This is a genomic window from Prosthecodimorpha staleyi (assembly GCF_018729455.1).
Taxonomy (GTDB): Bacteria; Pseudomonadota; Alphaproteobacteria; order Rhizobiales; family Ancalomicrobiaceae; genus Prosthecodimorpha; species Prosthecodimorpha staleyi.
This window is the reverse complement of the sequence record NZ_JAHHZF010000003.1, coordinates 490275-515156: the sequence shown is the minus strand read 5'-3', so window position 1 is coordinate 515156 and position 24882 is coordinate 490275. Positions and strand designations below refer to the sequence as shown.

Annotated in this window: 23 protein-coding genes; 11 read left to right on the top strand and 12 right to left on the bottom strand. The window is 70.8% G+C overall.

The features are described 5' to 3' along the window. Positions 1-522 precede the first annotated feature (522 nt). Positions 523-951 (top strand): nucleoside deaminase, encoded by a 429-nt coding sequence (locus KL771_RS08355; RefSeq protein ID WP_261968078.1) that lies wholly within the window; start codon positions 523-525, stop codon positions 949-951. A gap of 95 nt (positions 952-1046) precedes the next feature. Here KL771_RS08355 and KL771_RS08350 read toward each other — a convergent pair whose 3' ends face one another. Continuing rightward, positions 1047-1973 (bottom strand): patatin-like phospholipase family protein, encoded by a 927-nt coding sequence (locus KL771_RS08350; protein WP_261968077.1) that lies wholly within the window; start codon positions 1971-1973, stop codon positions 1047-1049. Positions 1974-2080: 107 nt separating this feature from the next. Further along, a complete protein-coding gene (locus KL771_RS08345; protein WP_261968076.1) occupies positions 2081-2956 on the bottom strand; it encodes a LysR substrate-binding domain-containing protein in 876 nt (291 codons plus the stop codon). Between the two features lie 144 nt (positions 2957-3100). Between KL771_RS08345 and KL771_RS08340 the strand changes: the two genes are divergently transcribed. Beyond that, a complete protein-coding gene (locus tag KL771_RS08340; RefSeq protein WP_261968075.1) occupies positions 3101-4114 on the top strand; it encodes a zinc-binding alcohol dehydrogenase family protein in 1014 nt (337 codons plus the stop codon). Positions 4115-4156: 42 nt separating this feature from the next. Here the strand turns inward: KL771_RS08340 and KL771_RS08335 are convergent, their stop codons facing one another. Next, positions 4157-5083, bottom strand: a complete 927-nt coding sequence (locus KL771_RS08335) for an alpha/beta fold hydrolase (RefSeq protein ID WP_261968074.1) — start codon at positions 5081-5083, stop codon at positions 4157-4159. Positions 5084-5301: 218 nt separating this feature from the next. Continuing rightward, positions 5302-6273, bottom strand: a complete 972-nt coding sequence (locus KL771_RS08330) for an alpha/beta fold hydrolase (protein WP_315901488.1) — start codon at positions 6271-6273, stop codon at positions 5302-5304. A gap of 131 nt (positions 6274-6404) precedes the next feature. Here KL771_RS08330 and KL771_RS08325 point away from each other — a divergent pair, with 131 nt between their 5' ends. Next, entirely contained in the window at positions 6405-7175 is a 771-nt protein-coding gene (locus tag KL771_RS08325) for a LysR family transcriptional regulator (RefSeq protein WP_261968073.1), read from the top strand. 19 nt (positions 7176-7194) lie between these two features. Here the strand turns inward: KL771_RS08325 and purD are convergent, their stop codons facing one another. The 3 genes from purD to KL771_RS08310 all read right to left on the bottom strand — a co-directional run bounded on the left by purD (position 7195) and on the right by KL771_RS08310 (position 9756). Next, positions 7195-8481: a phosphoribosylamine--glycine ligase gene (gene purD, locus KL771_RS08320; RefSeq protein WP_261968072.1), complete on the bottom strand. Its 1287-nt coding sequence runs from the start codon at positions 8479-8481 to the stop codon at positions 7195-7197. Positions 8482-8564: 83 nt separating this feature from the next. Next, complete coding sequence (locus KL771_RS08315) at positions 8565-9476, bottom strand: nickel/cobalt efflux transporter (protein ID WP_261968071.1); 912 nt, start codon at positions 9474-9476, stop codon at positions 8565-8567. Positions 9477-9483: 7 nt separating this feature from the next. Beyond that, positions 9484-9756 (bottom strand): metal/formaldehyde-sensitive transcriptional repressor, encoded by a 273-nt coding sequence (locus tag KL771_RS08310; protein WP_261968070.1) that lies wholly within the window; start codon positions 9754-9756, stop codon positions 9484-9486. A 181-nt stretch (positions 9757-9937) separates the two neighbouring features. Between KL771_RS08310 and ubiA the strand changes: the two genes are divergently transcribed. Further along, positions 9938-10858: a 4-hydroxybenzoate octaprenyltransferase gene (gene ubiA, locus KL771_RS08305; RefSeq protein WP_261968069.1), complete on the top strand. Its 921-nt coding sequence runs from the start codon at positions 9938-9940 to the stop codon at positions 10856-10858. A 3-nt stretch (positions 10859-10861) separates the two neighbouring features. On the opposite strand, the gene KL771_RS08300 is transcribed toward ubiA, so the two are convergent. Beyond that, positions 10862-11389 (bottom strand): DUF6101 family protein, encoded by a 528-nt coding sequence (locus KL771_RS08300; RefSeq protein ID WP_261968068.1) that lies wholly within the window; start codon positions 11387-11389, stop codon positions 10862-10864. A gap of 425 nt (positions 11390-11814) precedes the next feature. Between KL771_RS08300 and KL771_RS08295 the strand changes: the two genes are divergently transcribed. The 7 genes from KL771_RS08295 (at position 11815) to lpxK (ending at position 19405) form a co-directional block, all read left to right on the top strand. Then, positions 11815-13158 carry a TldD/PmbA family protein gene (locus KL771_RS08295; protein WP_261968067.1) on the top strand — a complete coding sequence of 448 codons (1344 nt, stop codon included), beginning with the start codon at positions 11815-11817 and terminating at the stop codon, positions 13156-13158. Continuing rightward, the gene (locus tag KL771_RS08290) at positions 13145-13972 is read left to right on the top strand and encodes a 3'(2'),5'-bisphosphate nucleotidase CysQ (RefSeq protein ID WP_261968066.1); all 828 of its coding nucleotides are present in this window, start codon (positions 13145-13147) and stop codon (positions 13970-13972) included. The genes KL771_RS08295 and KL771_RS08290 overlap by 14 nt, the downstream gene beginning before the upstream one ends. A 98-nt stretch (positions 13973-14070) precedes the next feature. Then, positions 14071-14316: a DUF4170 domain-containing protein gene (locus tag KL771_RS08285; protein ID WP_054360403.1), complete on the top strand. Its 246-nt coding sequence runs from the start codon at positions 14071-14073 to the stop codon at positions 14314-14316. A 90-nt stretch (positions 14317-14406) separates the two neighbouring features. Continuing rightward, positions 14407-16311, top strand: a complete 1905-nt coding sequence (locus KL771_RS08280) for an ABC transporter ATP-binding protein (protein WP_261968065.1) — start codon at positions 14407-14409, stop codon at positions 16309-16311. 1 nt (position 16312) lies between these two features. Beyond that, positions 16313-17089 (top strand): lysophospholipid acyltransferase family protein, encoded by a 777-nt coding sequence (locus tag KL771_RS08275; protein ID WP_261968064.1) that lies wholly within the window; start codon positions 16313-16315, stop codon positions 17087-17089. After that, positions 17082-18401 (top strand): 3-deoxy-D-manno-octulosonic acid transferase, encoded by a 1320-nt coding sequence (locus KL771_RS08270; RefSeq protein ID WP_261968063.1) that lies wholly within the window; start codon positions 17082-17084, stop codon positions 18399-18401. Before KL771_RS08275 ends, KL771_RS08270 begins: the two co-directional genes overlap by 8 nt. Continuing rightward, positions 18401-19405, top strand: coding sequence for a tetraacyldisaccharide 4'-kinase (lpxK, locus tag KL771_RS08265; protein WP_261968062.1), 1005 nt, complete (start codon positions 18401-18403; stop codon positions 19403-19405). Before KL771_RS08270 ends, lpxK begins: the two co-directional genes overlap by 1 nt. On the opposite strand, the gene KL771_RS08260 is transcribed toward lpxK, so the two are convergent. From KL771_RS08260 to KL771_RS08245, 4 genes are all read right to left on the bottom strand, one after another. Further along, positions 19396-19611, bottom strand: a complete 216-nt coding sequence (locus KL771_RS08260) for a DUF2093 domain-containing protein (protein WP_261968061.1) — start codon at positions 19609-19611, stop codon at positions 19396-19398. The two genes, lpxK and KL771_RS08260, sit on opposite strands and share 10 nt — an antisense overlap. A gap of 149 nt (positions 19612-19760) precedes the next feature. Next, positions 19761-21170: an MATE family efflux transporter gene (locus tag KL771_RS08255; RefSeq protein WP_261968060.1), complete on the bottom strand. Its 1410-nt coding sequence runs from the start codon at positions 21168-21170 to the stop codon at positions 19761-19763. Between the two features lie 409 nt (positions 21171-21579). After that, on the bottom strand, positions 21580-23433 hold the full coding sequence (locus KL771_RS08250) for a monovalent cation:proton antiporter-2 (CPA2) family protein (protein ID WP_261968059.1): 1854 nt from the start codon (positions 23431-23433) through the stop codon (positions 21580-21582). 98 nt (positions 23434-23531) lie between these two features. Beyond that, the gene (locus KL771_RS08245; RefSeq protein WP_261968058.1) at positions 23532-24803 is read right to left on the bottom strand and encodes a caspase family protein; all 1272 of its coding nucleotides are present in this window, start codon (positions 24801-24803) and stop codon (positions 23532-23534) included. Between the last annotated feature and the right edge of the window lie 79 nt (positions 24804-24882).

Genomic DNA, 24882 nt, shown 5'->3' with positions numbered 1-24882 from the left:
CGCCCTCCCCCCCCCCCCCTCCCCCCCCGGGGGGGGGAGAGGGTGGCCGAAGGCCGGATGAGGGGGAGGGTACCGCCGCCGGAGGAAACTCGCGGTCCAAGCCCGGAAGCCCCGTCCCAGGACGCGGTCGCTTCGGGCGAAACCGCCGCATCAACCCCCTCATCCGCCCTTCGGGCACCGTCTCCCCCCCTGGGGGGAGAAGGGGAAGGGGCCGGAAATTCTGTGCCTGCAGCAGAGCAGAATGAGCGTCTCTCTCCCTCCCTTCTCCCCCTGAGGGGGGAGAAGGTGGCCGAAGGCTGGATGAGGGGGAGGGTACCGCCGCCGGAGAAAACTCGCGGTCCAAGCCCGGAAGCCCCGTCCCCGGACGCGGTCGCTTCGGACGAAACCGCCGCATCGCCCCCCTCATCCGCCCTTCGGGCACCTTCTCCCCCCCTGGGGGGAGAAGGGGAAGGGGCCGGTCGGGGGGATTTCGAGGCGGATTCGGATCCTGCGGCCGCGACACGGGACACGGCAACCGGCTTCATGGAACGCGCCTTCGCGCAGGCGCGGGCGGCGGCGGAGCGGGGGGAGGTGCCGGTCGGGGCGGTGGTGGTGCGCGACGGGGTGGTGCTGGCGGCGGCGGGGAACCGCACGATGGCGGATCGCGATCCGACCGCGCATGCCGAGATGCTGGCGATCCGGGCCGCAGCGGCGGCGATCGGGTCGGAAAGGCTGATCGGCTGCGATCTCTATGTCACGCTGGAACCCTGCCCGATGTGCGCCGGGGCCATCGCCTTCGCGCGCATCCGCCGGCTCTATTACGGCGCCGGCGATCCGAAGGGCGGTGCGGTCGATCACGGCGTGCGGCTCTTTGCGCAGCCGACCTGCCATCACGCCCCGGATGTCTATGGCGGGATCGGCGAGACGCAGGCCGGCGATCTCCTCCGGGCCTTCTTTCGGGACAGGCGCTGATCCGGCAGCCGCTGTCCGCTGGGCGGCGGCGCGCTTTTAGAGCGCGGGGCGCCGATCGAATACGGATCGCTGTCGCCGGGCCGGATGGCCGATGATCACGCCTCGTGCCCGGTGGTGACAGCCCGCGTCCGGCGCAACCGCCCGGCCGCTTTCGGCTTCGGCGGCGGCAGGGCGACCGGTTCGGCCGGATGGGCGGCGATCAGGCGTTCCAGCCGGCGCTTGACCTCGTCCTTGGTGGCGTCGGTCGCCTCCAAGATCTCGCGGGCGCGCAGGAAGTCGAGCACGCGGAAGCCGGAAACGGCGGGTCGGATCAGGAGATCGGGCGGGCGCTTCTCGAACTTGCCCTTGGCGACCGCCTGCATCAGGATTTGCGACGCGCCGAAAATGGTCTCGAGAGCGCCCGGCAAAGCCTTACCGTCGACCGGCTCCGGCTGGCCGATGACGTCGACGGCGATCACGAAATCCAGGCCGTCGGGAACATGGTCGACCGGCACCGGATTGTGCACGCCGCCGTCGATCAGGACCCGGCCGTCGTGCAGCACCGGGCGGAACACCACCGGCAGCGCGATCGAGGCCGCGACGGCCTTGCGCAGGTCGCCGGAGCGCAGCGCGATCTCTCCGGAGGCGTAGAAATCCGTCGCCACGATGGCGGTCGGGATGACGAGATCGGCGAAGGTCGGCGCGATCGCGTCGCCGACGAAGACCGACAGGATGCGTTCCGCGTCGAGCTGGCCGAGCGCCAGCCCGCCGGGGGCGAGGATGTCGGCGAAGCGGCGCGGGCGCAGATCCCAGAGCTTGCCGAGGGCGGCCGCGCGGTTGCCGAAAACCTCCAGCGTCCGCTCGCGGATCTCCCGGCCGGTCAGCCCGCTGCCGCGCGATGCCCCCATGATCGCGCCGATCGAGGTGCCGGCGATGGCGGCGGGCACGAGGCCGAGTTCGTCGAGCGCCTCGATCACCGGGATATGGGCGAAGCCGCGCGCGCCGCCGCCGCCGAGCACGAGACCGATCCGGGGATCCGACATGGCATTGTTCCTCGTGGGGGCTCAGGTTCGGGCTACGAAGGCCAAGTCTATGGCGCCCATGTGGCCGTTCGGGCGGCGGGCGCCACGCCCGTGGCCCGGCGATCCGGTCAGGCGACGAACTGCAGGCGCGGTGCGGCCAGCGTCTCGGTCAGGAAGCCGACCAGCGGACCGGCCAGATCGGCGCGCGCGCCGTCCTCGCCGATCAGCACGATCTCGATATCGGGCAGCGGCGGCCAGCCCTCGGCGGCCCCCAAGATGTCCAGGCCCGGCGCCACGAAGGAGCGGCCGAGCACGGTGGCGCCGAGGCCGCCGCGCACCGCCGCCTGGATGCCCATCAGGCTGCTGGCCGTGCAGGTGACCTGCAGGCTGCGGCCCTGGTCGGCAAGCGCCGCCTCGGCGATGCGCCGGTAGCTGCATGGCGCCGGCAGGGCGACCAGCGGCACCGGTCGGTCGGGCTCGGCGCGCCAGCCGGCGGCGGCGATCCAGACCATCGGCTCGCGCCACAGGAGCCGGCCGGTGGCTCCGGTGGCGCCGCGCTGCGCGATGGCGAGGTCCAGTTCGCCCCGAGCCATCGCGGCGACGAGGTCGCAGCTCATGCCGGTGCGCAGGTCGATATGAATGCCCGGATGGTGCCGGCGGAAACGGGCGAGCAGGCCGGGCAACTGATGCGGAATGAAGTCGTCCGCGACGCCGAGCCGGAGCGTGCCCTGCGCCTGCGGCGTGCGGAACAGGCGCACGGTCTCGTCATTCAGATCGAGCAGGCGCCTGGCCGGTTCCAGGAGCCGGCGGCCGTCCTCGGTCAGCGCCAGACTGCGGCTGGTCCGGTCGAACAGACGGGTGCCGATCAGGTCTTCGAGCCGGAGGATCTTCTGGCTGACCGCCGACTGCGTGCGCCCGACCACGTCCGCGGCGGCGGTGAAGCTGCCCGTCTCGGAAACGGCCAGGAAGGCGCGCAGGAGATCGAGGTCCAGGTCGATCCGCATTCATTAGCTCTCCTACTGAATGGGATTAGAGATATTCGCTTCTCAGATGGTCGGCAAGCCGGCATGGTCGCGGTCATGCAACCCCCAGCCGACGGCGCGAAGCGACGACTTGCTGAACCGGCGGCACCATCCAGGAGACGACCCATGCAGGCGATCGGCTATCGCAATCCCGGCCCGCTCGGCGCGGACGGCCCGCTCGTGTCTCTCGACGTGCCGGAACCGGACCTGCGCCCGCGCGACCTCCTGGTGCGCGTCCGGGCGGTCTCGGTCAATCCGGTCGACACCAAGCAGCGCGCCAACGCGGCGCCGCCGTCGGGCGCGGCACGCATTCTCGGCTTCGACGCGGCGGGGATCGTCGAGGCCGTCGGGTCGGAGGTCCGGCACTACCGGGTCGGCGACGCGGTCTGGTATGCCGGCGCCATCGACCGGCCCGGCAGCAATGCCGAATTGCAGGCGGTCGACGAGCGGCTGGTCGGGCACAAGCCGGCCAGCCTGGACTTCGCAGACGCTGCGGCGCTGCCGCTGACCGCCATCACCGCCTGGGAACTGCTGTTCGACCGGCTCGGCCAGCCGCATGGCCGCAAGGCCGCCGGCGGCACGCTCCTGATCGTCGGCGGAGCCGGCGGGGTCGGCTCGATCCTGATCCAACTCGCCCGCCGCCTGACCGGCCTGACGGTGATCGCCACGGCCTCGCGTCCCGAGACGGTCGCGTGGGTGAAGAGCCTCGGCGCCCATCATGCGATCGACCATTCCGGCCCGCTCGACGAGGCGCTGAAGGCGATCGGCGTCGACGGGGTCGAGATGGTCGCGAGCCTGACGCAGACCGAGCGCCATCTCGACGCCATCCTGCGCGCGCTCAAGCCCCAGGGCCGGCTCGCCGTGATCGACGATCCGAAGAGCCTCGACATCGTGCCGTTCAAGCGCAAGTCGCTGTCGGTGCACTGGGAACTGATGTTCACCCGGTCGCTGTTCGGGACGCCCGACATGGACGAGCAGCGGCGGCTGCTCGACGAGGTTTCCGCCCTGGTCGATGCCGGCGTGATCCGCACCACTGCGACCGACCGTCTCGGCGTGCTCTCGCCCGAGACGCTGACCGAGGCGCATCGCCGCGTCGAGAGCGGGCGGACCATCGGCAAGATCGTGCTCGACGGGCTGTGACCGCGGGGCCGGGACCGGCGGGGCGATCCCGCCGGCCGCGGATCAGCGCGCGACGCGGGCCAGGAAGGGCTGCATCAGGGCCAGCGTCGCCTCCGGATTCTCCTCGGCGAGGAAGTGTCCGCCCTCGACCGGGCCGCCCTCCAGGGTCTCGCACCAGTCGCGCCAGACCGTCAGCGGGCCGCTCTCGCGCGCCTTGGCATCCGCCGGCAGGCCGACCGAGCCCCAGATGATCTGGGTCGGCACGGTGATGCGGCGTCCGGCGCGGCGGTCGGCCTCGTCATGTTCCACGTCGATGGTCGCGCCGGCGCGATAGTCCTCGCAGCAGGCGGCGATGCGGGCCGGATCGCGAAAATAGGCCCGGTAGTGGGCGAGCGCGCCCGGATCGAAGGCGGACAGGTCCTTGTCGACGGTCCATCCGGCCAGCGTCTGAAACAGATGCTCGATCGGCGCCTTGGCGATCAGGGTCTCCGGCACCGGGGCGGCCTGGGCCAGGAAGGACCAGTGATAGACCTTGCGCGAGAAGGTCGCGTCCATGCGCTCCCACATCACCGGGGTCGGTACGATGTCGATCAGCACCAGGCCGGTCAGCCGTTCAGGCTGGTCGAAGCCGAGCCGATAGCCGACGCGCGCGCCGCGGTCGTGGCCGACGAAGGCGAAACGCTCGGCGCCGAGTTTCGCCATCAGGGCGACGATGTCGGCGCCCATGCGCCGCTTCGACATCTGGGCGTGGCGTTCCTCCGGCGCGGGCACGGAGGATTGCCCGTAGCCGCGCAGGTCGACCACCACAACCCGCAACGTCTCGGCCAGTTTCGGGGCGATCCGGTGCCACATGGCGTGGCTCTGCGGATAGCCATGCGCCAGCACCACGGCCGGCGCGCCGATCGGCCCGCCGACCCGGGCGAACAACGTCACCTCGCCCACATCGACCGTGACCGTCTCGAAGCCGGGATAGAGATCGGGCAGCGACATCCGTTTCCTCCACGCCGGGTCGGGGCCCTGCGGCTTCGACGGAAACCGCAGGGCCCGGCCGTTCTTCTGAGGCGCCCGGCCGGTCGCGCCGGCCTCCCCGCGCGCCCTGCCCGGCGCGACCGCCCGGAGCGCCGGACAATGGCGAGGCGCGGGCAGGCAGGCAAGCGCTCCCTTCGCCGCAGGTCCGCCGCCCGCACCGGAGCGATCGGCCGGAGGCGTCAATCCTCGCCCTTGAGGAAGGGGACGAGCGCCGCCAGCGTCGCCTCGGGGTTTTCCTCGGGCAGGAAATGGCCACTGTCGATGGGCGCGCCGCGCAGGTCGTCGGCGAAGGACCGCCAGGCCGCCAGGGGCCCGTCCTCGACGGTCCCCCCGTCTTCCATGGTCCCAACGTCCGAGGCGGTCCCGCCATCGGCCGGGATGCCGGACGAGCCCCACAGCACCAGGGTTGGGCAGCCGATCGTGCGCCCGGCGGCGAGGGTCTCCTCGTCGAGCGCCCGGTCGATGGTGGCGCCGGCGCGGTAGTCCTCGCAGGTGGCGTGCAGGCGTTCGGGCACGCCGAAGAAGGCGTGGTAGTGGGCGAGCGCGCCGCGGTCGAAGGCCGACAGGTCGCGCGCCTTGGTCCAACTGGCCAGCGTATGGTCGAGATAGGCGGCATGCCGGCTGCCGATCAGGGTTTCGGGCAGGGGCGCCGGCTGGGCCAGGAACAGCCAGTGATAAACCTTCATGGCCAGCCTGGCGTCCATGCCGGACCACATGGCGGCCGTCGGCACGATATCGAGAAGGGCGAGCCGGGACAGCCGGCCGGGATGGTCCAGAGCCAGCCGATAGCCGACGCGCGCGCCGCGGTCGTGGCCGACATAGGCGAAATGGACATGGCCGAGCTTTTCCATCAGCCTGACGATGTCTTCCGCCATCGTCCGCTTCGAATAGGCGGCGTGGCCGGGCCGGTCTGGGGGGACCGACGACCAGCCGTAGCCGCGCAGGTCCGGCAATACGATCCGGAAATCCTGCGCCAGCGCGCCGGCGATCCGATGCCATTCGACATGGGTCTGCGGATAGCCGTGCACCAGAACCACCGGCGGCGCATCGTCGCGGCCGCCGACGCGGCAGAACAGCCGCGCCTCGCCGACATCGATGGTTTCGGCGGCGAAGCCGGAGAAAAGGTCGGGCAGGTCCATTGTCGATTGCAATTTTTTACCCTCCGAGTTCCAAAACCCGCGAGACAGGATCCGCCTCCGGCTTTATGTTGCCCTAAGGTCAAGGCGTGGGGGCGATTCACGGCGCGGCTGCCGGTCAGCAGGAAGAGTCGAGGCGGAAGACGATGCGAATCCGCGATCTGGAAGCGGTCATTACCGTCTATCAATGTGGCTCGTTTTCCAAGGCCGCCGAGACGATCGGGACATCGCAACCCGCCATTTCGATGGCCGTTCAGCGGCTTGAGCGCGAGCTCGGGGTTCTGCTGTTCGATCGCACGGGTTCAGGCGCGCGGGCCACAAGGCAGGGGGCGGCGGCCATCAAGGCCTTCATGAAGATCGCCCAGATCGTCGACGGGTTGCACGAGACGGCCGAAACGATTCAGGCGCTCAAGATCGCCGTCACGCCGCTCCTCAGCGGTCGGGACGTGGTCAGCATCCTGCAGAAGGCCATCCCGGAGCATGCCGGCGGCTTCGATGTCGAGTTCCTCGAGTCGAGCGAGATCCATCAGCGGCCGGACAACGATGTCCGCATCTCCCTGCCGTCGCTGCGCAAGAAGTCAGCCTTCTGCGTCGAGCTGCCGACCGAGTGGATCGGGGTCGACAACGGCGTCCTGATTCTGTGCAATCAGGAGATGGAGATCTGGCAGCGCGCGCGCTCCGTTCTGATGAACAGCGGTCTGGCGGTGCGCAAGGTGATCACCGTCAACGATTGCGGCTATGCCTACCATATGGCGGTCGCCGGGGCCGGCTTCACGCCCTGCGTGATGACCCGCAACATCGCCTTCCGGGGCTTCGTCCTCGACACCCTGCCGCCGCTGGCGCCGGTGCGGCTCGACATCGTCGCCCCCTACGCGATCGCCGGCGAACTGCGCCGGCTGATGGCCGAAGAGGGTTGACGCCCGTCCGGTGCCGCGCTCAGCGCGCGGCGGCCGCCTCGCGGGCCAGCGCCGCATGGCCGATATCCGTCCGGCAGAAGCCCTCCGGCCAGTCGATCGCCGCCACCGCCGCATAGGCGCGCGCGCGCGCTTCGGCGACGCTCGACCCGCGTGCCGAGACGTTCAGCACCCGGCCGCCGGCGGCGACCAGCTGGCCGTCCTTCAGTGCCGTGCCGGCATGGAATACCTTGACGCCCGGCAGGGCCGCGGCGGCCGCGACGCCGCGGATCGGCGTTCCCTTGGCGTAGGCGCCCGGATAGCCGCGGGCCGCCATCACCACCGTCATGGCCGCCTCGTCGCGCCAGCGGCAGGCGGCGGAGGCCAGCGTGCCGTCGCGCGCGGCCTTGAGCAGGGCGACCAGATCCGCGTCGAGGCGCAGCATCAGCACCTGGGTCTCGGGATCGCCGAAGCGGACATTGTATTCGATCAGCTTCGGGCCGCTTTCGGTGATCATCAGGCCGGCGAACAGCACGCCGCGGAACGGCGCGCCCATTTCGGCCATGGCGGCGACGGTCGGGCGGATGATCTCGGCCATCACCCGTTCGGTCATCGCTTCCGTCATCACCGGAGCGGGCGAATAGGCGCCCATGCCGCCGGTATTCGGGCCGCGGTCGCCGTCGAAGGCGCGCTTGTGATCCTGCGCGGAGGCGAGCGGCAGCGCGAAGCCGCCATCGGCGAGGGCGAAGAAGCTCGCCTCCTCGCCGACCAGGAACTCCTCGACCACCACCTCGGCGCCGGCCGAACCGAAGATGCCGGCGAAGCATTCGGCGACCGCCGCCAGCGCCTCGTCGAGCGTCATCGCCACGGTGACGCCCTTGCCGGCGGCGAGGCCGTCGGCCTTGATCACGATCGGCGCGCCCTGACTGCGCACATAGGCTTCCGCCGCGGCCTGGTCGGCAAAGCGGCCATAGGCGGCGGTCGGGATGCCGTGGCGGGCGCAGAGATCCTTGGTGAAGCCCTTGGAGCCTTCGAGGCGGGCCGCGGCCGCGCTCGGTCCGAAGGTCGCGATGCCCTCCGCCTCGAGCCGGTCGGCGAGGCCGGCGACCAGCGGCGCCTCCGGCCCGACCACGACGAAATCGATCGCCTCGGCGCGGCACAGCGCCACGACCGCATCCTGGTCGGCCGGATCGAGGGCGACGCAGGTCGCCGCCTCGGCGATGCCCGGATTGCCCGGCGCGGCGATGAGGCGGGTGCAGAGCGGGGAGGCCTCGAGCGCGAAGGCGAGCGCATGCTCGCGCCCGCCCGAACCGATCAACAGGATGTTCATGCCGCCCCGCGCTGTGGAATGAGGTCTGGCGCGCGGTTTAGCAGGCATGGCCGGCGGGTCAAGGCAAAGCGGGCTCTGGCGCCTCAGGCCAGCATCCAGACGCCGCGCGCCGCCATCGCAAAGCCGAGCAAGAGCACGATGCCGGCCGACAGATAGGGCAGCCGCGCGCCCCAGCGGTCCAGCCCGGCCCAGCGCGCCCGGGCGGCGCCGGCGCCCCAGGCGGCGGCCACGCCGACCGCCACCATGGTGATCGCCAGCCCGGCGCTGAAGGCGAGCACCATGCCGATGCCGAGCGTGAAGGCGCGCATCTGCAGGCAGATCAGCAGGACCGCGATCGCGGCCGGGCAGGGCAGCAGGCCGCCGGTGAAGCCGAACCACAGGATTTCGCCGGTACCGACCGAGCGACGGCCGGCGAAGCGCGTCCGGATCTCGCGCGCATGGGCCGCCGCGTGGGCATCGAGCCCGGCATCGGGATCGGCGGCCGGGTGATGGTCGTCGTGGGCGTGATGCGGGTCATCGTCGGGGCCGTGACGGGACTCCGGCCGATGCCCATCGTGGTGATGATGGTGGCCATGCCCCGAACGGTCATGCCCCTCGTGGCCGTGCCCGTCGTGCTTATGGCCTTCGTGCCCGTGACCATGCTCGCCTTCCGTCTCGGTGCCGATCAGGCCGACGATGCGCAGGGCGAGGACGGCGACCAGGAGCCCGGAGACGATCAGCAGCCACGGCTCGGCCTTGTCGAGGATCAGCCGGTCGCCGAGCCAGAGGCCGACCAGTGCGATCGCCCAGACCACGATGGTATGGCCGAGCGCCGCCGACAGGCCGAGCAGGATCGCCTGACGGGGCGTGCCGCGCACCGCGATGATGAAGGCGGCCATCATCGACTTGGAATGACCGGGTTCGAGCGCATGCAGGGCGCCGAGCAGGACCGCGAGCGGCAGGTAGAACCAGGGATTGGTCGCGCCCGATTGGATCAGGGCGGTGATGTCGGGCATCGGGGGGCTACCTCAGATAGGTCCGCACCACCTCGACCAGATCCTCGGCGCCCTGCCGGCGCAGGGCGGGATCGTCGACATCGAGCACATGCTCGGTGAGATGGTGCTCGATCAGTTCGGCGGTCAGCCCGTTCACGGCGCCGCGCACCGAGGCGACCAGCTGCAGGACGTCCGCGCAGCCGATCTCGCTCTCGACGGCACGCTCCAACGCCTCGACCTGGCCGCGGATGCGGCGGACGCGGGCGAGCAGCTTCGGCTTGTGGGTGATCGTGTGGCTCATGCCGTTCAGTATAGGGTAGGGGGGTATACTATACAAGTCGACCGGGCGTCGCCGCGATAGGCTCCGCCTTTCGCGCTTGACCGCGCGCCCCCGCCGCGTCACCACCATGGTCATGATCACGACACCGCCGCCCGGGGCGCCCGCCCCCGTCCCGTCCGGATCGCCGGCCCCGACGCCCGACATGACCGTCGCCGACGCGGTCCGGGGCCATTGGGCCGACCGGTTCATTCCGCCCGGCCTGCGCCCCTATGCGCGGCTTTCGCGGTTGGAGCGGCCGATCGGCTGGTGGCTGCTGCTCTGGCCCTGCTGGTGGTCGGCGGCGCTGGCCGCCGGGGCGGCGGGCGCGCGCTGGCCCGACCCCTGGCATCTCCTGCTGTTCATGATCGGGGCGATCGCCATGCGCGGCGCCGGCTGCACCTATAACGACATCGTCGACCGCGATATCGACGACAAGGTCGCCCGGACCCGCTCCCGGCCGATCCCGTCGGGCCAGGTCAGCGTGACGCAGGCCAAGCTGTTCATGGTCGCCCAGGCCCTGGTCGGCTTCCTGGTGCTGATCCAGTTCAATCTCTTCGCCATCCTGCTCGGCATCGCCTCGCTCGGCGTGGTGGCGGTCTATCCGTTCATGAAGCGGATCACCGACTGGCCGCAATTCGTGCTCGGCCTGGCCTTCTCGTGGGGCGCGCTGATGGGTTGGGCGGCGGTGTTCGGCCGGCTCGACGGCGCCGCCTTCGCGCTCTATGCCGGCGCGATCCTGTGGACGATCGGCTACGACACGATCTATGCGCATCAGGACAAGGAGGACGACGCGATCGTGGGCGTGCGCTCGACGGCGCGTCTGTTCGGGCGCGCGACCCGGCCGCTGCTCGCCCTCTTCTTCCTGGCGGCGGTGCTGGCGCTCGGCCTGGCCTGCCGTCTCGCAGGCGCCGGCACGGCGGCCTATCTGGGCCTTGCCCTGTTCGCCGCCCATCTCGCCTGGCAGGTCGTGCGGATCGATATCGACGACCCCGATCTCTGCCTCAGGCTGTTCCGCGCCAACCGCGATGCCGGCTGGCTGTTCTTCCTCGGCCTCGTCGCCGATGCGGCGCTCGGGCGCCTGTGAGCCTCACTCCCAGGCGGTGATCTCGCGGCCGACGACGAAGGTCGGCACCTCCGGGATGACCGGCACGCGCCGGCGGACCAGGAAGCGCGGACGGCGCTGGGCCAGGATCGAACGGCGGCGGCGCGGACGCGTCGGGCGGATGTCGATCGCGCCGAGCCGCGCCTCGACCGGCCGGTAGGAGCCGTCGGCCTCGACCACCAGCAGCGGCAGCGACAGGGCCCGCCCCCAGTTGCGCCAGTCGGCGACGACATCGTCCATGTCGTCGACCACCGCCAGCGGTAGCGACAGGTTCGGGTCGCGGTGCAGCAGTTCGAGCACCACCTTCATGGTGTCGCCGTCGTCGCCGGGTGCGAAGCGCACCGCAACGCCCTCGAAGGCATGCATGGTCATGCGCATCGCCATCGGGATGCCGGACGGCAGGCGGCGGCACACCGTCGCCATGGTGCGGTCGAGTAGCACGGCGGCCTCCGCGGCGTCGCCTTCGAGACCGGTGCGATACTTGTAGCGATGCGGGAGAGCTTGCGGGTCCAAGCGTATCGCCTTGTCGAACGTCTGTTCGTTCGGCTCCAAGTTCGTCGAAAGCTTATTTCCGTTACGTCCCAACACGTCACCCTCCACAAGAGCCAAAGCACTCGTGTCTTTGTTGGGAGGACGATACTCAGTGCCGGTCGGCGTGCGCTTAAGAAAGCTGGTTAATCTTTTGTGCCAGCGGTCACGGTTACCGAAACCTCTCCGAGGCACTGATGAAACGTCAACGTTTCCCCATCGTGGTGCGGGCGCTGGTGGTTCGATCGAGACGGATGGCCCCCTCCGTCTCGTGACTCCGAACCACTCACTTTGGGACCACGAGGCCGTCGTCGCGGCGGTCCTTCGGCCGGGCTGGTTCGCAGCGACCTTGTGCCGGAGGGGCGCACCGCATAAATCGGGGAGGCCCTCCCGCCTGCCGCGAGATCCCGATGACCGATCTGCTCGACCAGTCCGCCCTTCTCGATCAGGCCCACCGCCTGGTCGAAGCCGCCCGGCGCGCCGGGGCGGACGCGGCCGATGCGGTCGCGGTGCGCGGCATCGCGCTCGGCGTCCAGGTCCGGCTCGGTGCCGTCGAGCAGAGCGAGCGCTCGGAGGGCGACGATTTCGGCCTGCGCGTCTTCGTCGGCCGGCGCAGCGCGATCGTGTCGGCCAATACGGTCGGCGATGCCGACCAGCTCGCCATGCGCGCCGTCGCGATGGCGCGCGCCGCCCCGGAAGATCCTTTCGCGGGCCTTGCGGAGGAGCATCTGTTGGCGCGCGAATTTCCCGCGCTCGACCTGGTCGATGCCGCCGTGCCGGATGCCGACCAGTTGCGCTTCGCCGCGCTGGCGGCGGAGGAGGCCGGCCGCGCGGTCGCGGGCGTGACCAATTCCGGCGGCGCCTCGGCCTCCTGGGGGCTCGGCGGCATGGTGCTGGTCACCTCGCACGGCTTCGTCGGTACCTGGCTGCGCTCGTCGCACTCGATCGCCATGACGGCGATCGCCGGCGAGGGCACCGGCATGGAGCGCGACTGGGAGGCGTCCAGCAAGATCCATCGCGCCGAGCTCGAAGATCCGGAAGCGATCGGCCGCAAGGCCGGCGAGCGCGCGGTGCGCCGGCTGAAGCCGCGCCAGGCGGCGACCGGCCACGCGGTCGTGATCTACGATCCGCGCGCGGCGACGAGCCTCGTCGGCCACCTCTCTGGCGCCATCAACGGGGCGGCGGTGGCGCGCAAGACCTCGTTCCTGAAGGATCGGATGGGCGAGCGGTTGTTCGCCGAGGGCATCACCATCTCGGACGATCCGCACCGCCGGCGCGGCCTCGGCTCGCGGCCCTTCGACGGGGAGGGCGTCTCCGGGCAGCGCCTTGCCGTGATCGAGGACGGCATCCTGCGCCACTGGCTGCTCGACAGCGCCTCGGCGCGCGAGCTCGGCTTGGTCACGAACGGGCGTGCCGCGCGCGGCACGGGGCTGCCCTCGCCGAGTTCGACCAATCTGACGCTGGAGCCGGGTTCGGTCAGTCGCGCCGACATGATCGGCTCCGTCGAGAGCGGGCTCTACATCACCGACATGATCGGTTCGGGGGTCAACGGCGTCACCGGCGACTACAGCCGCGGCGCCTCCGGCTTCTGGATCGAGCAGGGCGAACTGACCTATCCGGTCGCCGAGATCACCGTCGCCGGCAACCTCAGGGACATGTACCGGCGCCTGACGCCGGCCGACGACCTGGAATACCGGTTCGGCATCAACGCGCCGACCGTGCGGATCGAGGGTTTGACGATTGCCGGACGCTGACCGGGGCCAGGGGGGCGACCTCGGTCCCGACCTCGGGGCCGACACGGAATTGCTGGCCGCCGCGGTGCGCGAGGCCGGCCAGCTGGCGCTCGGCTATTTCGGCAAGGAGCCGCGCGTCTGGATGAAGGCCGGCGACTCGCCCGTGTCCGAGGCCGACATCGAGGCCGACCGGCTGTTGCGCGGCCGCCTGCTCGGCGCCCGGCCGGACTATGGCTGGCTCTCCGAGGAGACCGCCGACAGCGACGACCGGCTCGAGCGGGACCGCATCTTCGTGATCGACCCGATCGACGGCACCCGCGCCTTCATCGCCGGCAATCCGCTCTGGACCGTCTCGGCGGCGGTGGTCGAAGCCGGCCGGCCGATCGCGGCCGCGCTCTACCAGCCGGCGACCGACGACCTGATGCTGGCCACCGCCGGCCGCGGCGCCTGGCGCGGCCGGCACCGGCTCGGCGCCAGCCGGCGCGAGGGGACGCTGGCCGGCGCCCGCGTCTCCGGGCCGCACGGCTATCTGGACCGCAGCCTGTTCCAGCGCGAGCGGATGGACGTCCGCCCTTCGATCCCCTCGCTCGCGCTGCGCATCGCCCAGGTCGCCGACGCCCGGCTCGATCTGGCACTGGCCAGCGGGCGTGCCCACGATTGGGACCTTGCGGCGGCGGATCTTTTGGTGCAGGAAGCCGGCGGCCGGCTGTCGACCGACCGCGGGCATCCGGTCCGCTACAACGAACGGGTTCCGCGCCATCCGCCGCTGTTCGCGGCGGCGCCGGGCCTGATCGCCGCGACCCGGACCCTGCTGGCGGCGCTGGCCAAGGCCTGACGGCGCCGGCCGTCGGGCGCAAGCCGAAAGGTTCGTGGGTTCGCCTCGGCACTGCTCTTGCATGCCGGGGCGCATCGTCCACCAGAAGGGTCGTCGCCATGGCGAAAGCCGCCAAAGACAAGCAGCTTCTGCATCTCGTGTTCGGCGGGGAACTGACCGATCTCGACAAGGTCGAGTTCAAGGACCTCACCCATCTCGATATCGTCGGCGTGTTCCCGAACTACGCCACCGCCCATGCCGCCTGGAAGGCCAAGGCGCAGGCGACGGTCGACAATGCCCATATGCGCTACTTCGTCGTTCACCTGCACCGCCTGCTCGACCCCGACCATCCGGACAAGGATTGAGACCGTCTCCGCCGGAGATGGTGACCTCGGGGGCGTTCGGCGGTACATGTTCTTCCCCGTTCGCGTGACCGCCGAGGACAAACTGCGCCCATGACTGGCATCTTATTCGACGACCGGTCGGCCGATCGGCGTGAACAAGACGCAGACGGCGGCTTCGCGGTGCCGGACATGTCGACCGTCGCGGTGATGCGGCGGATTCTGCGCGACCATGTCGTGCCCCGGCTCAAGCTGGTTCTGCTCACCGTCCTCGCCATGACCTTCGCGGCGGCCGGTACGGGAGCATTGCCGTTCCTGATGCAGTTCGCGGCCGACGAGATCTTCATCGCCAAGAACGAGACCTTCCTGCTCGGCCTGCCGCCGGTGATCATCGTGGTCATGGTGGCACGCTCCTGGGCGGAATATTTCGCCCGCGTCTCGCAGGGCTATCTGTCCAACCGGATCGTCGCGGATCTGCGCAGCCAGCTCTTCGAGAAGCTGGCTTTCGCGGATGTCGGCTGGTTGCAGTCGACCCATTCCGGCCGCTTCGTGTCGGTCTTCATGAACGACGTGACGACCATCAACACCGCCGCCTCGCAGACCATCACGGCGGTGGTGCAGAATTTCATGCAGGTCGTGTTCCTGTGCGGCGCGATGATCTGGATGGACTGGCGGCTGGCCCTGATCACGCTGGCGGCGCTGCCGCTCGGCGGCTGGTTTGTGCGCCGGCAGAAGACGCGGGCGCGCCAGTCGGTCTCCTCCGCCCTGCAGGAGGTCGGTGCCCTCGGCACGATCGTGTCGGAGACGCTGAAGTCGATCCGCGTGGTCAAGGCCTATCATCGCGAGAGCCATGAGACCAATCGCGCCCGGCACATCATCGAGCGCACCCTGCGCCACATGATGGAGACCGTGCGCACGCGGGCCGCCTCCGGACCGATCACCGAGGCGCTCGGCGGCGTCGGCATCGCGGCGGCGATCTTCTACGGCGGCTGGCAAGGCATCAGCGGCAATGTGACGCTCGGTCATTTTATGGGCTTCATGACCGCCGCGCTGCTCGTCTATCAGCCGGTCAAGGCGCTCGCCTCGCTGCACAACCAGCTGATCGAGGGGACTGTCGCAGCCGCACGGGTCTTCGCCATCCTCGACCAGGACCAGCGCGTGACCGAGGTTCCGGACGCTCGGCCGCTGGTGCTCGCCGGCGGCGCGCTGCGCTTCGAGGGCGTGACCTTCGGCTATGAGCCCGACCAGCCGGTCCTGAAGAATTTCGACCTCGACATCCCGGCCGGGACGCGCGTCGCGCTGATCGGCGCCTCGGGGGCCGGCAAGTCGACCGTGATCAACCTGATCCTGCGCTTCTTCGATCCGCAGCAGGGCCGCGTGCTGATCGACGGCCAGGACGTGCGCACCGCGACGATCGCCTCGGTCCGCCTCGCCTCCGCGCTCCTGACCCAGGAGCCGGTGCTGTTCGACGACACTATCAAGGCCAATATCCGCTACGGCTCGGAGGACGCCTCCGACGAGGCGGTGATCGCCGCCGCCCAGGCTGCCGCCGCCCATGATTTCATCATGGGCCTGCCGAACGGCTACGAAAGCCGGGTCGGCGAGGCCGGCCAACTGCTGTCCGGCGGGCAGAAGCAGCGCATCGCCTTCGCGCGCGCCATGCTGCGGTCGGCGCCGATCCTCCTGCTCGACGAACCGACCAGCGCGCTCGACGGCGAGGCGGAGGCGCGCATCCAGGAGGCGCTCGAAACGCTCCTGGAGGATCGCACCGTCATCGTCATCGCCCACCGTCTGTCGACCATCCGCAAGGCCGACCTGATTTGCGTGATGGATGGCGGCGTGATCGCCGAACTGGGCAGCCATGACGAACTCGTCGCCAGCGGGGGCCTCTATGCGCGCATGATGGCCGGCCAGGGCCATTCGGCCCAAGGCGCCGCCGTCATGCTGGTCGACGATGCGGCGGTCGCGCGCGCGGCGATCGAGAGCGCCGCCGACCGGACCCGGGCGGCGCAGGCCTGACATGATCAAGGCGCTCGCCCGCTCTCCGGCCGGACAGCGCACCATCGGGCGCCTGGTCGCCGGCTGGCTGCGGCTGCTGCGCGCCACCCAGACAGCGGTGATCGATCCGCCCGACGCGATCGCCGAGGCCGACCGGCTCGGCCCCTTCATCCTGGCCATGTGGCACGGCGAGCATTTCATGCTGCCGGTCGCCCGGCCGGACCATTGGCAGGTCAAGGCCATCATCTCGCGCTCCGGCGATGGCGAGATCATCGCCACGGTCTGCGAACGCTTCGGCATCGGCGCGATCCGGGCCTCGGCCGGCGTGACGCCCGAGCAGATCCGGCGGCGTGGCGGCGTGATGGGGCTGATCGCGGCCCTGCGCGAACTCGAGCAGGGCGCGATCGTGGCGCTGACCGCCGACGTGCCGAAGGGACCGCGGCGGCGCGCCGGAGAGGGCATCGTCGCCATGGCGCGTCATTCCGGACGCCCGGTCGTACCCTTCGCGGTCGCCACCACGCACCGCTTCCACCTCGACAATTGGGATCGCGCGGCCATCAACCTGCCGTTCGGCCGCTTCGCCTTCGTGACCGGCGAGCCGATCGTGATCGGTCGCGACGAGGATGTCGCGGCGGCGCAACGCCGGATCGAAGAGGGTCTGGATCGCGTCCATGCCCGCGCCGACCTGTTGGTCAAGGGCCTCGCCGAACCCGCACCGCGCAGCGAGTGGGGGCCGCTGGCCCGCCCCGACTGGGGGATGCCGGCGGCGGAGACATCCGGGGAGGCCGGCCGTGGCTGATGCGGTCGCGCGGAGCGCGCTGGCCTTCTATCGCGGTCTCGGCTGCCTCGCGGCGCCGACCCTGCCGTTTCTGATGCGCGGCCGCCTGCTGGCCGGCAAGGAGGATCGCAACCGTCTCGGCGAGCGCTTCGGGCGGGCCGGCCTCGCTCGGCCGGCCGGGCCGCTGGTCTGGGTCCATGCGGCGAGCGTCGGCGAGGCGCTGTCGGTCATGGCGCTGATCGAGCGGATCGGCGCCGCCGGGCCGCGCGTGCTGCTGACCACCGGTACCGTCACATCGGCGCGCATCGCCGCCGCGCACGCGCCGGCCGGCACCCTGCATCAGTTCGCCCCGCTCGATGTGGCCCCGGCCATCACCCGCTTTCTCGACCACTGGCGGCCGGATCTGGCGATCTTCGTCGAATCGGAAGTCTGGCCCGTGACGATCGGCGAGATCGCCCGGCGCGCCATTCCGCACATCGTCGTCAACGCCCGCCTGTCGGTCCGCTCGGCGCAGCGCTGGTCGCATCTCGCGGGCGTCGCCGGGGACCTGTTCGGCCGGTTTGCGCTGGTGCTGGCGCAATCCCAGGCCGATGCCGAGCGCCTGCGCACGCTCGGCGCCGACCCCGTCGTCGTGACCGGCAACCTGAAATACGACGCCATGGCGCCGCGGGCCGAGGCGCAGGCGGTCGCCGACCTGAAGGACACGATCGGCGACCGGCCGGTCTGGCTCGCCGCCAACACCCATCCGGGCGAGGAGGAACTCGTCGCCGATGCCCATGCCGCGCTGGCCCCTCGGTTCCCCGGCCTGCTGACCATCCTGGTGCCGCGCCATCCCGAACGCGGCGGCGCAATCCGGGCCGCGCTCGCCGAGCGGGGCTTGACGGTGGCGCAGCGTTCGCTCGGCGAGGCCGTCGGGTCCGCGACCGCGGTCCTGCTGGCCGATACGCTCGGCGAAATGGGCCTCTTCTATCGGTTGAGCCCGATCGCCTTCCTGGGAGGATCGCTGGCCGCCCGCGGCGGACACAGTCCGATCGAAGCCGCGGCCCTGAACACGGCGGTCCTGCATGGACCGCATGTGGACAATCAGGAGGACTTCTACCGCGCCTTCGACCGGATCGGCGCGTCGACCCTGGTGTCGGACGGAGCGCATCTGGTCGAGGCGGTCGGTGCGCTCATGGCCGATCCGACTGCGGCGGCCGCGATGGCCGTGGCCGGTGCACGGATTCTCGATCAGAATCGCGGATCGCTCGACCGGGCTTTCGCGGCGATCGAGCCCTTTCTGGCGCCATTGGCCGCCCGCGCGGCCGAGGGCAGGGCGCGCGAGCCGGATTGATGCCGCCCCGGGCCCCCGATTTCTGGATGCAGAACGGGCTGGCGGCCCGCCTGCTCGCCCCGGTCGCCGCACTTTACGGCGCGCTTGCGGCCCGCCGTATGCGCCGCCGGCCCGAGGCACGGTCGTCCGTGCCGGTGGTCGCGGTCGGCAACTTCGTCATGGGCGGTGCCGGCAAGACGCCGACCGCGCTGGCGCTGGCCGGTCTCGCCGCCGGCCGCGGCGCGCATCCGGCGATCGTGCTGCGCGGCTATGGCGGCACGGCGCGCGGCCCCGTGCGGGTCGATCCCGACCGCCACGATGCCACGCAGGTCGGCGACGAGGCGGCCATGATCGCCGCGCGCGGCGTGCCGGCCTATGTGGCGCGCGATCGCCGGGCTGGCATCCGGCTGGCGGCGGCGGAGGGCGCCGATCTGGTCATCCTCGACGACGGCTTTCAGAACGGCACGATCGGCCGCGATCTCGCCCTGGTGGTCGTCGATGGCGGCTACGGGCTCGGCAACGGGCGCGTCTTCCCGGCCGGGCCGTTGCGCGCGCCGATCGCCGTTCAGGCCGGCATGGCCGATCTCGTGCTGCGGATCGGGCAGGGCGCCGGCGTGCCGGCGCTGCCGGGCTTCGCCGGGGCGACCATGCAGGGCCGTTTGGTGGCCCGCGACCCCGCAGGCTGGCGCGGCCGCCGGGTTCTGGCCTTCGCGGGCATCGGACGGCCGGAAAAGTTCGGCGATACGCTGGCGGCCCTCGGCGCGGATGTCGCCGGCCTGCGCCCCTTCCCGGATCATCACGCCTATTCGGAGGGCGAGGCGCGCCGGCTTCTTGTGGAGGCGGCCGCGCTCGGTGCCGAACTGGTCACGACCGAAAAGGATATCGTTCGCCTCGCCGGGTTTCGGTCGGGCGCCCGGGCCGAACTGGCGGCGCGGACGGCCGTGCTGACGGTCGATCTGGCGATCGACGATCCTGCCGCCCTCGTCCTGGCCTTGGATCGGCTGCTCGGTCCCGTTCAGCGCTGACGCTGGCGGTGGCGTTCGAGCGAGGCGGCCGCGTCGATATAGGCCTCCTGGAATTCGACATTCCAGTATTTGAGCTCGTCGATGGGGATTTGCAGCCCCGTCACCGCGCAGCGCACGTAGGAACCCTGGGACAGGACCTTGTAGTCTCCGTCGAGGTATTGGATGCGCGCTTCGCCGAAGGCGCGGGGCAGTTCGATGCGGTTCATGGGGCGTCCGAAGTCGACAAGACCGTTACGATAGCGGGCCGCAGCCGTTTGCGCCACTGCGGCATTGCAGGCCTCGGCACTGCAGATCGCAGCATTTTAAACCCCCGCTCTGCCGGCTGCGGCGGGGCCGACCATCGCGGAGCCCGGGCTCAGGCCGTGCCGGTGCCCTCACGCTCCGGTTTCCAGGCGGTCGCCTCGAGCCGGTCGACGACCCGGTAGGCGACCACGGCCGCTGCGATGCCGAACAGGACGGTGCCGAGCGCCTGCCCGGCGATCACGCCGACCGAGCCGGCCAGCCATGCGCCGGCCGCCGTGAACGGGACGGTGCCGAGCGTGGCGCGCCCCCAGTTGAAGGCGGTCGACAGGGTGGCGAAGCCGAGATTGTTGAAGGCCGCGTTGGCGACGAACAGAGCCCCGAGGAACAGATAGGACGGGGCGATCCAGGTCGCGAAGGCGCGGACCTGGACGGCGCCCTCGCCGGTCAGCGCGAAGGCCCGAATGACCGGTTCGGCGCCGACGAACAGCGCCAGCCAGACGACGAGGCAATAGACCAGCGTGAACAGATGGCAGTCGGTCAACGTCCGCCGCATGCGCGGGAACAGGCCCGCGCCGTAGTTCTGCGCCACGATCGGGCCGACCGCCCCGGCCAGCGCGAACAGTCCGCCATAGGCGAGCGGGATGATTCGGCCGAGCACCGCCCAGGCGGCCAGCGCCGAATCGCCGAACGGGGCGATTTCCGCCGTCACCCAGGCATTGGCGGCCGGTGTCGCCACATTGGTCAGGATCGCCGGCACGGCGATCGCCGACAGCGGGCGCCAGTCGCTGCGGATGCCGTCGAGATTCGGTCGCTCGGCCATGTCGTGCACGATGACGATGCCGTAGAGGCCGACCGTCACCATGGCGAATCGCGCGGCGACGGTCGCAATCGCGGCGCCGGTGACGCCGAGGCCGAGGCCGAAGATCAGAATCGGGTCGAGCACCGCGGAGGCGACCGCGCCGGCGAGCGTCACATACATGGCGCGCCGGGCGTCGCCGCGCGCCCTGAGCAGTCCCGAGGCGACCATGCCGAGCCCCATGATCGGCGTCGACGGCGTGACGATGATCAGGAAGTCGACCGCAATGTCGCGCGTCGCGCCGGTCGCGCCCATCAGGCCGCAGAGCGGACCGAGCAGCGGCATGATCGCGGCGGACAGGATGACCAGCACCAGCGCCGACAGCGTCAGGCTCGAGGTGGTGATTCGCCGCGCCTCCTCGGGGCGGCCGGCGCCGATCGCGCGGGCGCAGAGCGCCGTGGCGGCGATCATCACGCCGACATTGATGGAGATCATGAAGAACAAGAGCGCGCCGGCATAGCCGATCGCGGCGGTCAGATCCTCGCGGCCCAACTGGGCGATATAGAAGAGATTGAGGAAATCGACGACGAAGACCGCGATCAGGCCGATCGAGCCGGTCGTGGTCATGACCACAACGTGGCGTAGCGTCGATCCCGTGGTGAAAACCGCTTTCGGGCGGCCCGGCTTCTGCGCCTCCGCGACCAGATCCTCGCGCGGCTCGCTCATGGGTACCCTGGCTCCAACGCATCTCCGGCAGCCCGCGGCGGCAGGCCTGAAAAACCGAACGGCACCGGTGGGTCAGTCACCGGTGCCGTCGGGAAGCGATTCCGAATTCCGAGTTGAATGCGGTGGGGGCCGCTTTCGCGCGCGCCCCGCCGAAATCAGCCCTTCACGACCGCCGGAGCCGGGGCCGGAGCCTTGGCGCAGCCAGCGACCGAGAGGCCGGCGGCGGCGACGAGAGCGACGAGAGCGATACGAACGATCTTCATGGTGATTTCCCCCAAAAAGCTGGACGACTCGGAGACTAGCATGTCGAACGGCGCTGAAAACAATCCGGCAGCATCGCCCGCACCGCTTTCGCCCCTCGGCTCCCTCTTCGGTAGGGCAAGTTGCATGTATGACACACCTGTGCCGGTCACCGGCTGCCGCTTGCGGCCTTCTCGGTGCGGGCGACGCTCTCGGTCTCGCGGTTGAGCGCCCGGGACGGCCGCTTCGGCTCGATCAGCGGTTCCGGCTCGGGTTCGGCCGGTTTCGACGGTTCGGTCAGCATGGCGCCGCGGCCGGCCATGATTCCGCCGGCCTCCTGGAGGGCGAGGCGGGTCCGGTCGCGCTGGCGGACCTGCTCGGCCAGATCGGAGGCCGCGTCCGGGTCGAGGCCGAGCCCGATCAGGGTGGCGCGGCCGAAGGCGAGCGCTGATTCGTAGGTCTCGCGGATCTCGAATTCGACGTTGCGGGCCTTGAGCGACAGGGTATGGCCGCGGTCGAAGGAGCGCACGAAGAGCCTGGCATTCGGGAATTCCGCCTGGATCAGGTCGACGACGCGGTCGGTCGTCTCGCGCCCGTCGGTCGCCACCACGATCAGTTCCGCCCGCTCGGCACCGGCGGCGCGCAGCACGTCGAGCCGCGTGCCGTCGCCGTAGTAGATCCGGAAGCCGAATCGGGCGGCCGACCGGATCATGTCGGTGTCGTTGTCGATGATGGTGACTTCGGTGCCGTTGGCGAGCAGCAGTTGCGAGACGATCTGCCCGAACCGGCCGAAGCCGACCAGCAGCACTGAGCCTTTCACGTCCGTGAAGTCCTCCTCGATGCTGTCCTCGCCGGGCTTCGGCCTGAGCCGGTCGATGGCCGCGACGACCAGCGGCGTCAGCGCCATGGAAAGCGTGGTCACGGCGACCGCGATCGAGGCCGAGCGCTCGGCGATGGCGCCGGAGACCGCGGCGCTCTGGTAGAGCACGAAGCCGAACTCGCCGCCCTGGATCAGGAGCGCGGAGACTTGCATCGCCTCGCCGCGGCTGCCGCCGAACAGCCGCACGGCCAGATGCACGGTGACGAACTTGGCCATCAAGAGCGCGATCAGGCCGCCCAGGACCAGCCGCCAGTCGGCGGTGATCACCGAGAGGTCGACCGTCATGCCGACCGAGAGGAAGAAGAGCCCCATCAGGATGCCGCGGAACGGTTCGACATCGGCAGCGAGCTGGTGGCGGAAATTCGATTCGGCCAGCATCACCCCGGCCAGGAAGGCGCCCATCGCCATGGACAGGCCGGCGAGCGCCATCGCGGCGGCGGCGCCGAGCACGATCATCAGCGCCGCGGCGGTCATGATCTCGCGCGCCTCGGCCGCCGCCAGGAAGCGGAACATCGGATTGAGCAGATAGCGCCCGGCGACCACGACGACGACGACCGCCCCGACCATCTTGCCGGTGGCCAGCAGGAAGCCGTCGCCGGTGGCACCGGTCTGCGGCGCGACCAGCGTGACGAGGGCGAGCAGCGGTACGATGGCCAGATCCTGCATCAGGAGGATCGCGAAGGCCTTCTCGCCGGCCGGCGTGCGCGTCTCGCCGCGTTCCTCCAGCATCTGCATGACGATGGCGGTCGACGACAGGGCGAGGCCCGCACCGACCACCACCGCCTCCCGCCAGGGCGTGCCGAGCCCGTAATAGAGCGCCGCTCCGACGCCGAGGCCGGCGGCGAGAATCTGCACGCTGCCGAGCCCGAAGATGTTGCGCCGCATGGACCACAATCGTTGCGGCTCCAGTTCCAGCCCGATCAGGAACAGGAACATCACCACGCCGAGTTCGGCGACATGCAGGATCGCGCCCGGATCGCCGAACAGGGCCAGCACCTGCGGCCCGATCGCGACGCCGGCGGCCAGATAGCCGACCACCGAGCCGAGGCCGAGGCGCTTGAAGATGGGCACCGCCACCACGGCGGCGGCGAGCAGGACGAGCGGCGATGTGACGAGGGCAGTTGCGGAGGCTTCGGCGGCCATGCGGTCTCCGGTCTCAGGGGAAACCCGGACTATAGGGCGCCGGCCCCGCTTGCGAAACGCCGATCCGCGGTCGCGGCCCGCCTACGCGGCCCTTGGCCTCAGTCGAACCAGCGGCAGTGGCGGCGCGGGCCCATGCCGCCGGGGTTGGGAATGCAGGTCAGCCGGCCGTAGCGGGTCTGGGCCGAAAGCGTCTGACCCGGCACCTGGCTGAAGGGCGGCCAGAGCACTTTCGAATAGCTGAGCGGATCGGGCCGGCTGCCGGCCTCGGGGCTGCCGGTCCCCCTGGTCGACGTCTTCGGTGCGGCCGGCCGCGTTGCGGCGACCGGCTTTGCCGCCGGTTTGGGGCGGTCGTTCGCGGTCTGGGGCTTCGGCGACCCGGCCGCGTCGGGCCTGGCGAGCTTGGCCCGCTCGGCGCGGGCGAGATCGGCGTAGAAGCCGGACGGATGGCGTTTTAGAAAGATATCCCAGGCGGCGGCGGTGCCGACCGCGCGGGTCCGGTCGAAATCGGCGCGCATGGCCGATTCGGGGTCGGTCACCGGCGGGCGATCTTCGGTGACCGGCGGGCGGTCTGCCGTCGTCGGCGGCGGCGCCGTCTCGGTGGCGGGGGCGAGCGCGACGAGGGCGCCGCCGACCGACCCGGTCTGGTAGGGGATCTGCGGCTCTCCGGTCTGCCGGGTCGCGGCGACCACGTCGTCGCGAACGAGGCCGAGCGCGATCCGCACGTCCAGCCCGGGGGTGACGATGTGCCGGACGAGCGCTTCGGTGAACGGGCTGTTGGCGCCGGTTCCATCTGCGGCGACCTGGCCGGGCGCGGTCGCGTAGGCGATCAGCATGTTGGAGAGCGGCGCCTCGGCGCGGGCGAGCCCCCGGCCGAGCCGGCCGCGCGTGCCGGCGCGCTGCATGGTGGCGACGAAGGGATTGTCCCGGCAGGCGTCCAGGATGACCAGTTTCAGGCGCGAGGCTCCCTCGGTGGCGGCGAGCACGTCGTCGAGCGCGACGGCTTCGTATTTCACGTCGCGGTCGGTCGCCAGCCGCGCGTCGGTCGGCACCAGATAGTTGGACCCGCCGAGTTCGACGCCATGGCCCGAATAGAACACGACCGCGATCTCGGCGCCCCGGGCGCGGGCCTCGAACGCATCCAGGGCGCGCAGCAGGCCGTGCCGGTCGAGGTCGGTCTCGACCTGGACGCTGTCGAAGCCGGCCTTCTCGAAAGCTGCCCGCATGGCGGCGACATCGCGGCCGGTATTGGCGAGAGCGCCGACCGGATAGGCGCCATTGCCGATCAGGAGCGCGACCCTGCCGGCTGCTTCCGCCAAGCCCGACGACAGGCAGAACAACAGGGCGGCGATGGCTGTCAGGCGGCGGGACATCGCGGCTCTCCCGAGCGATTGCGGCAAGTCAGGATTGTCGCGGTGCCGGCGGCCAACGACAAGGGCCTGCGGGTGGATT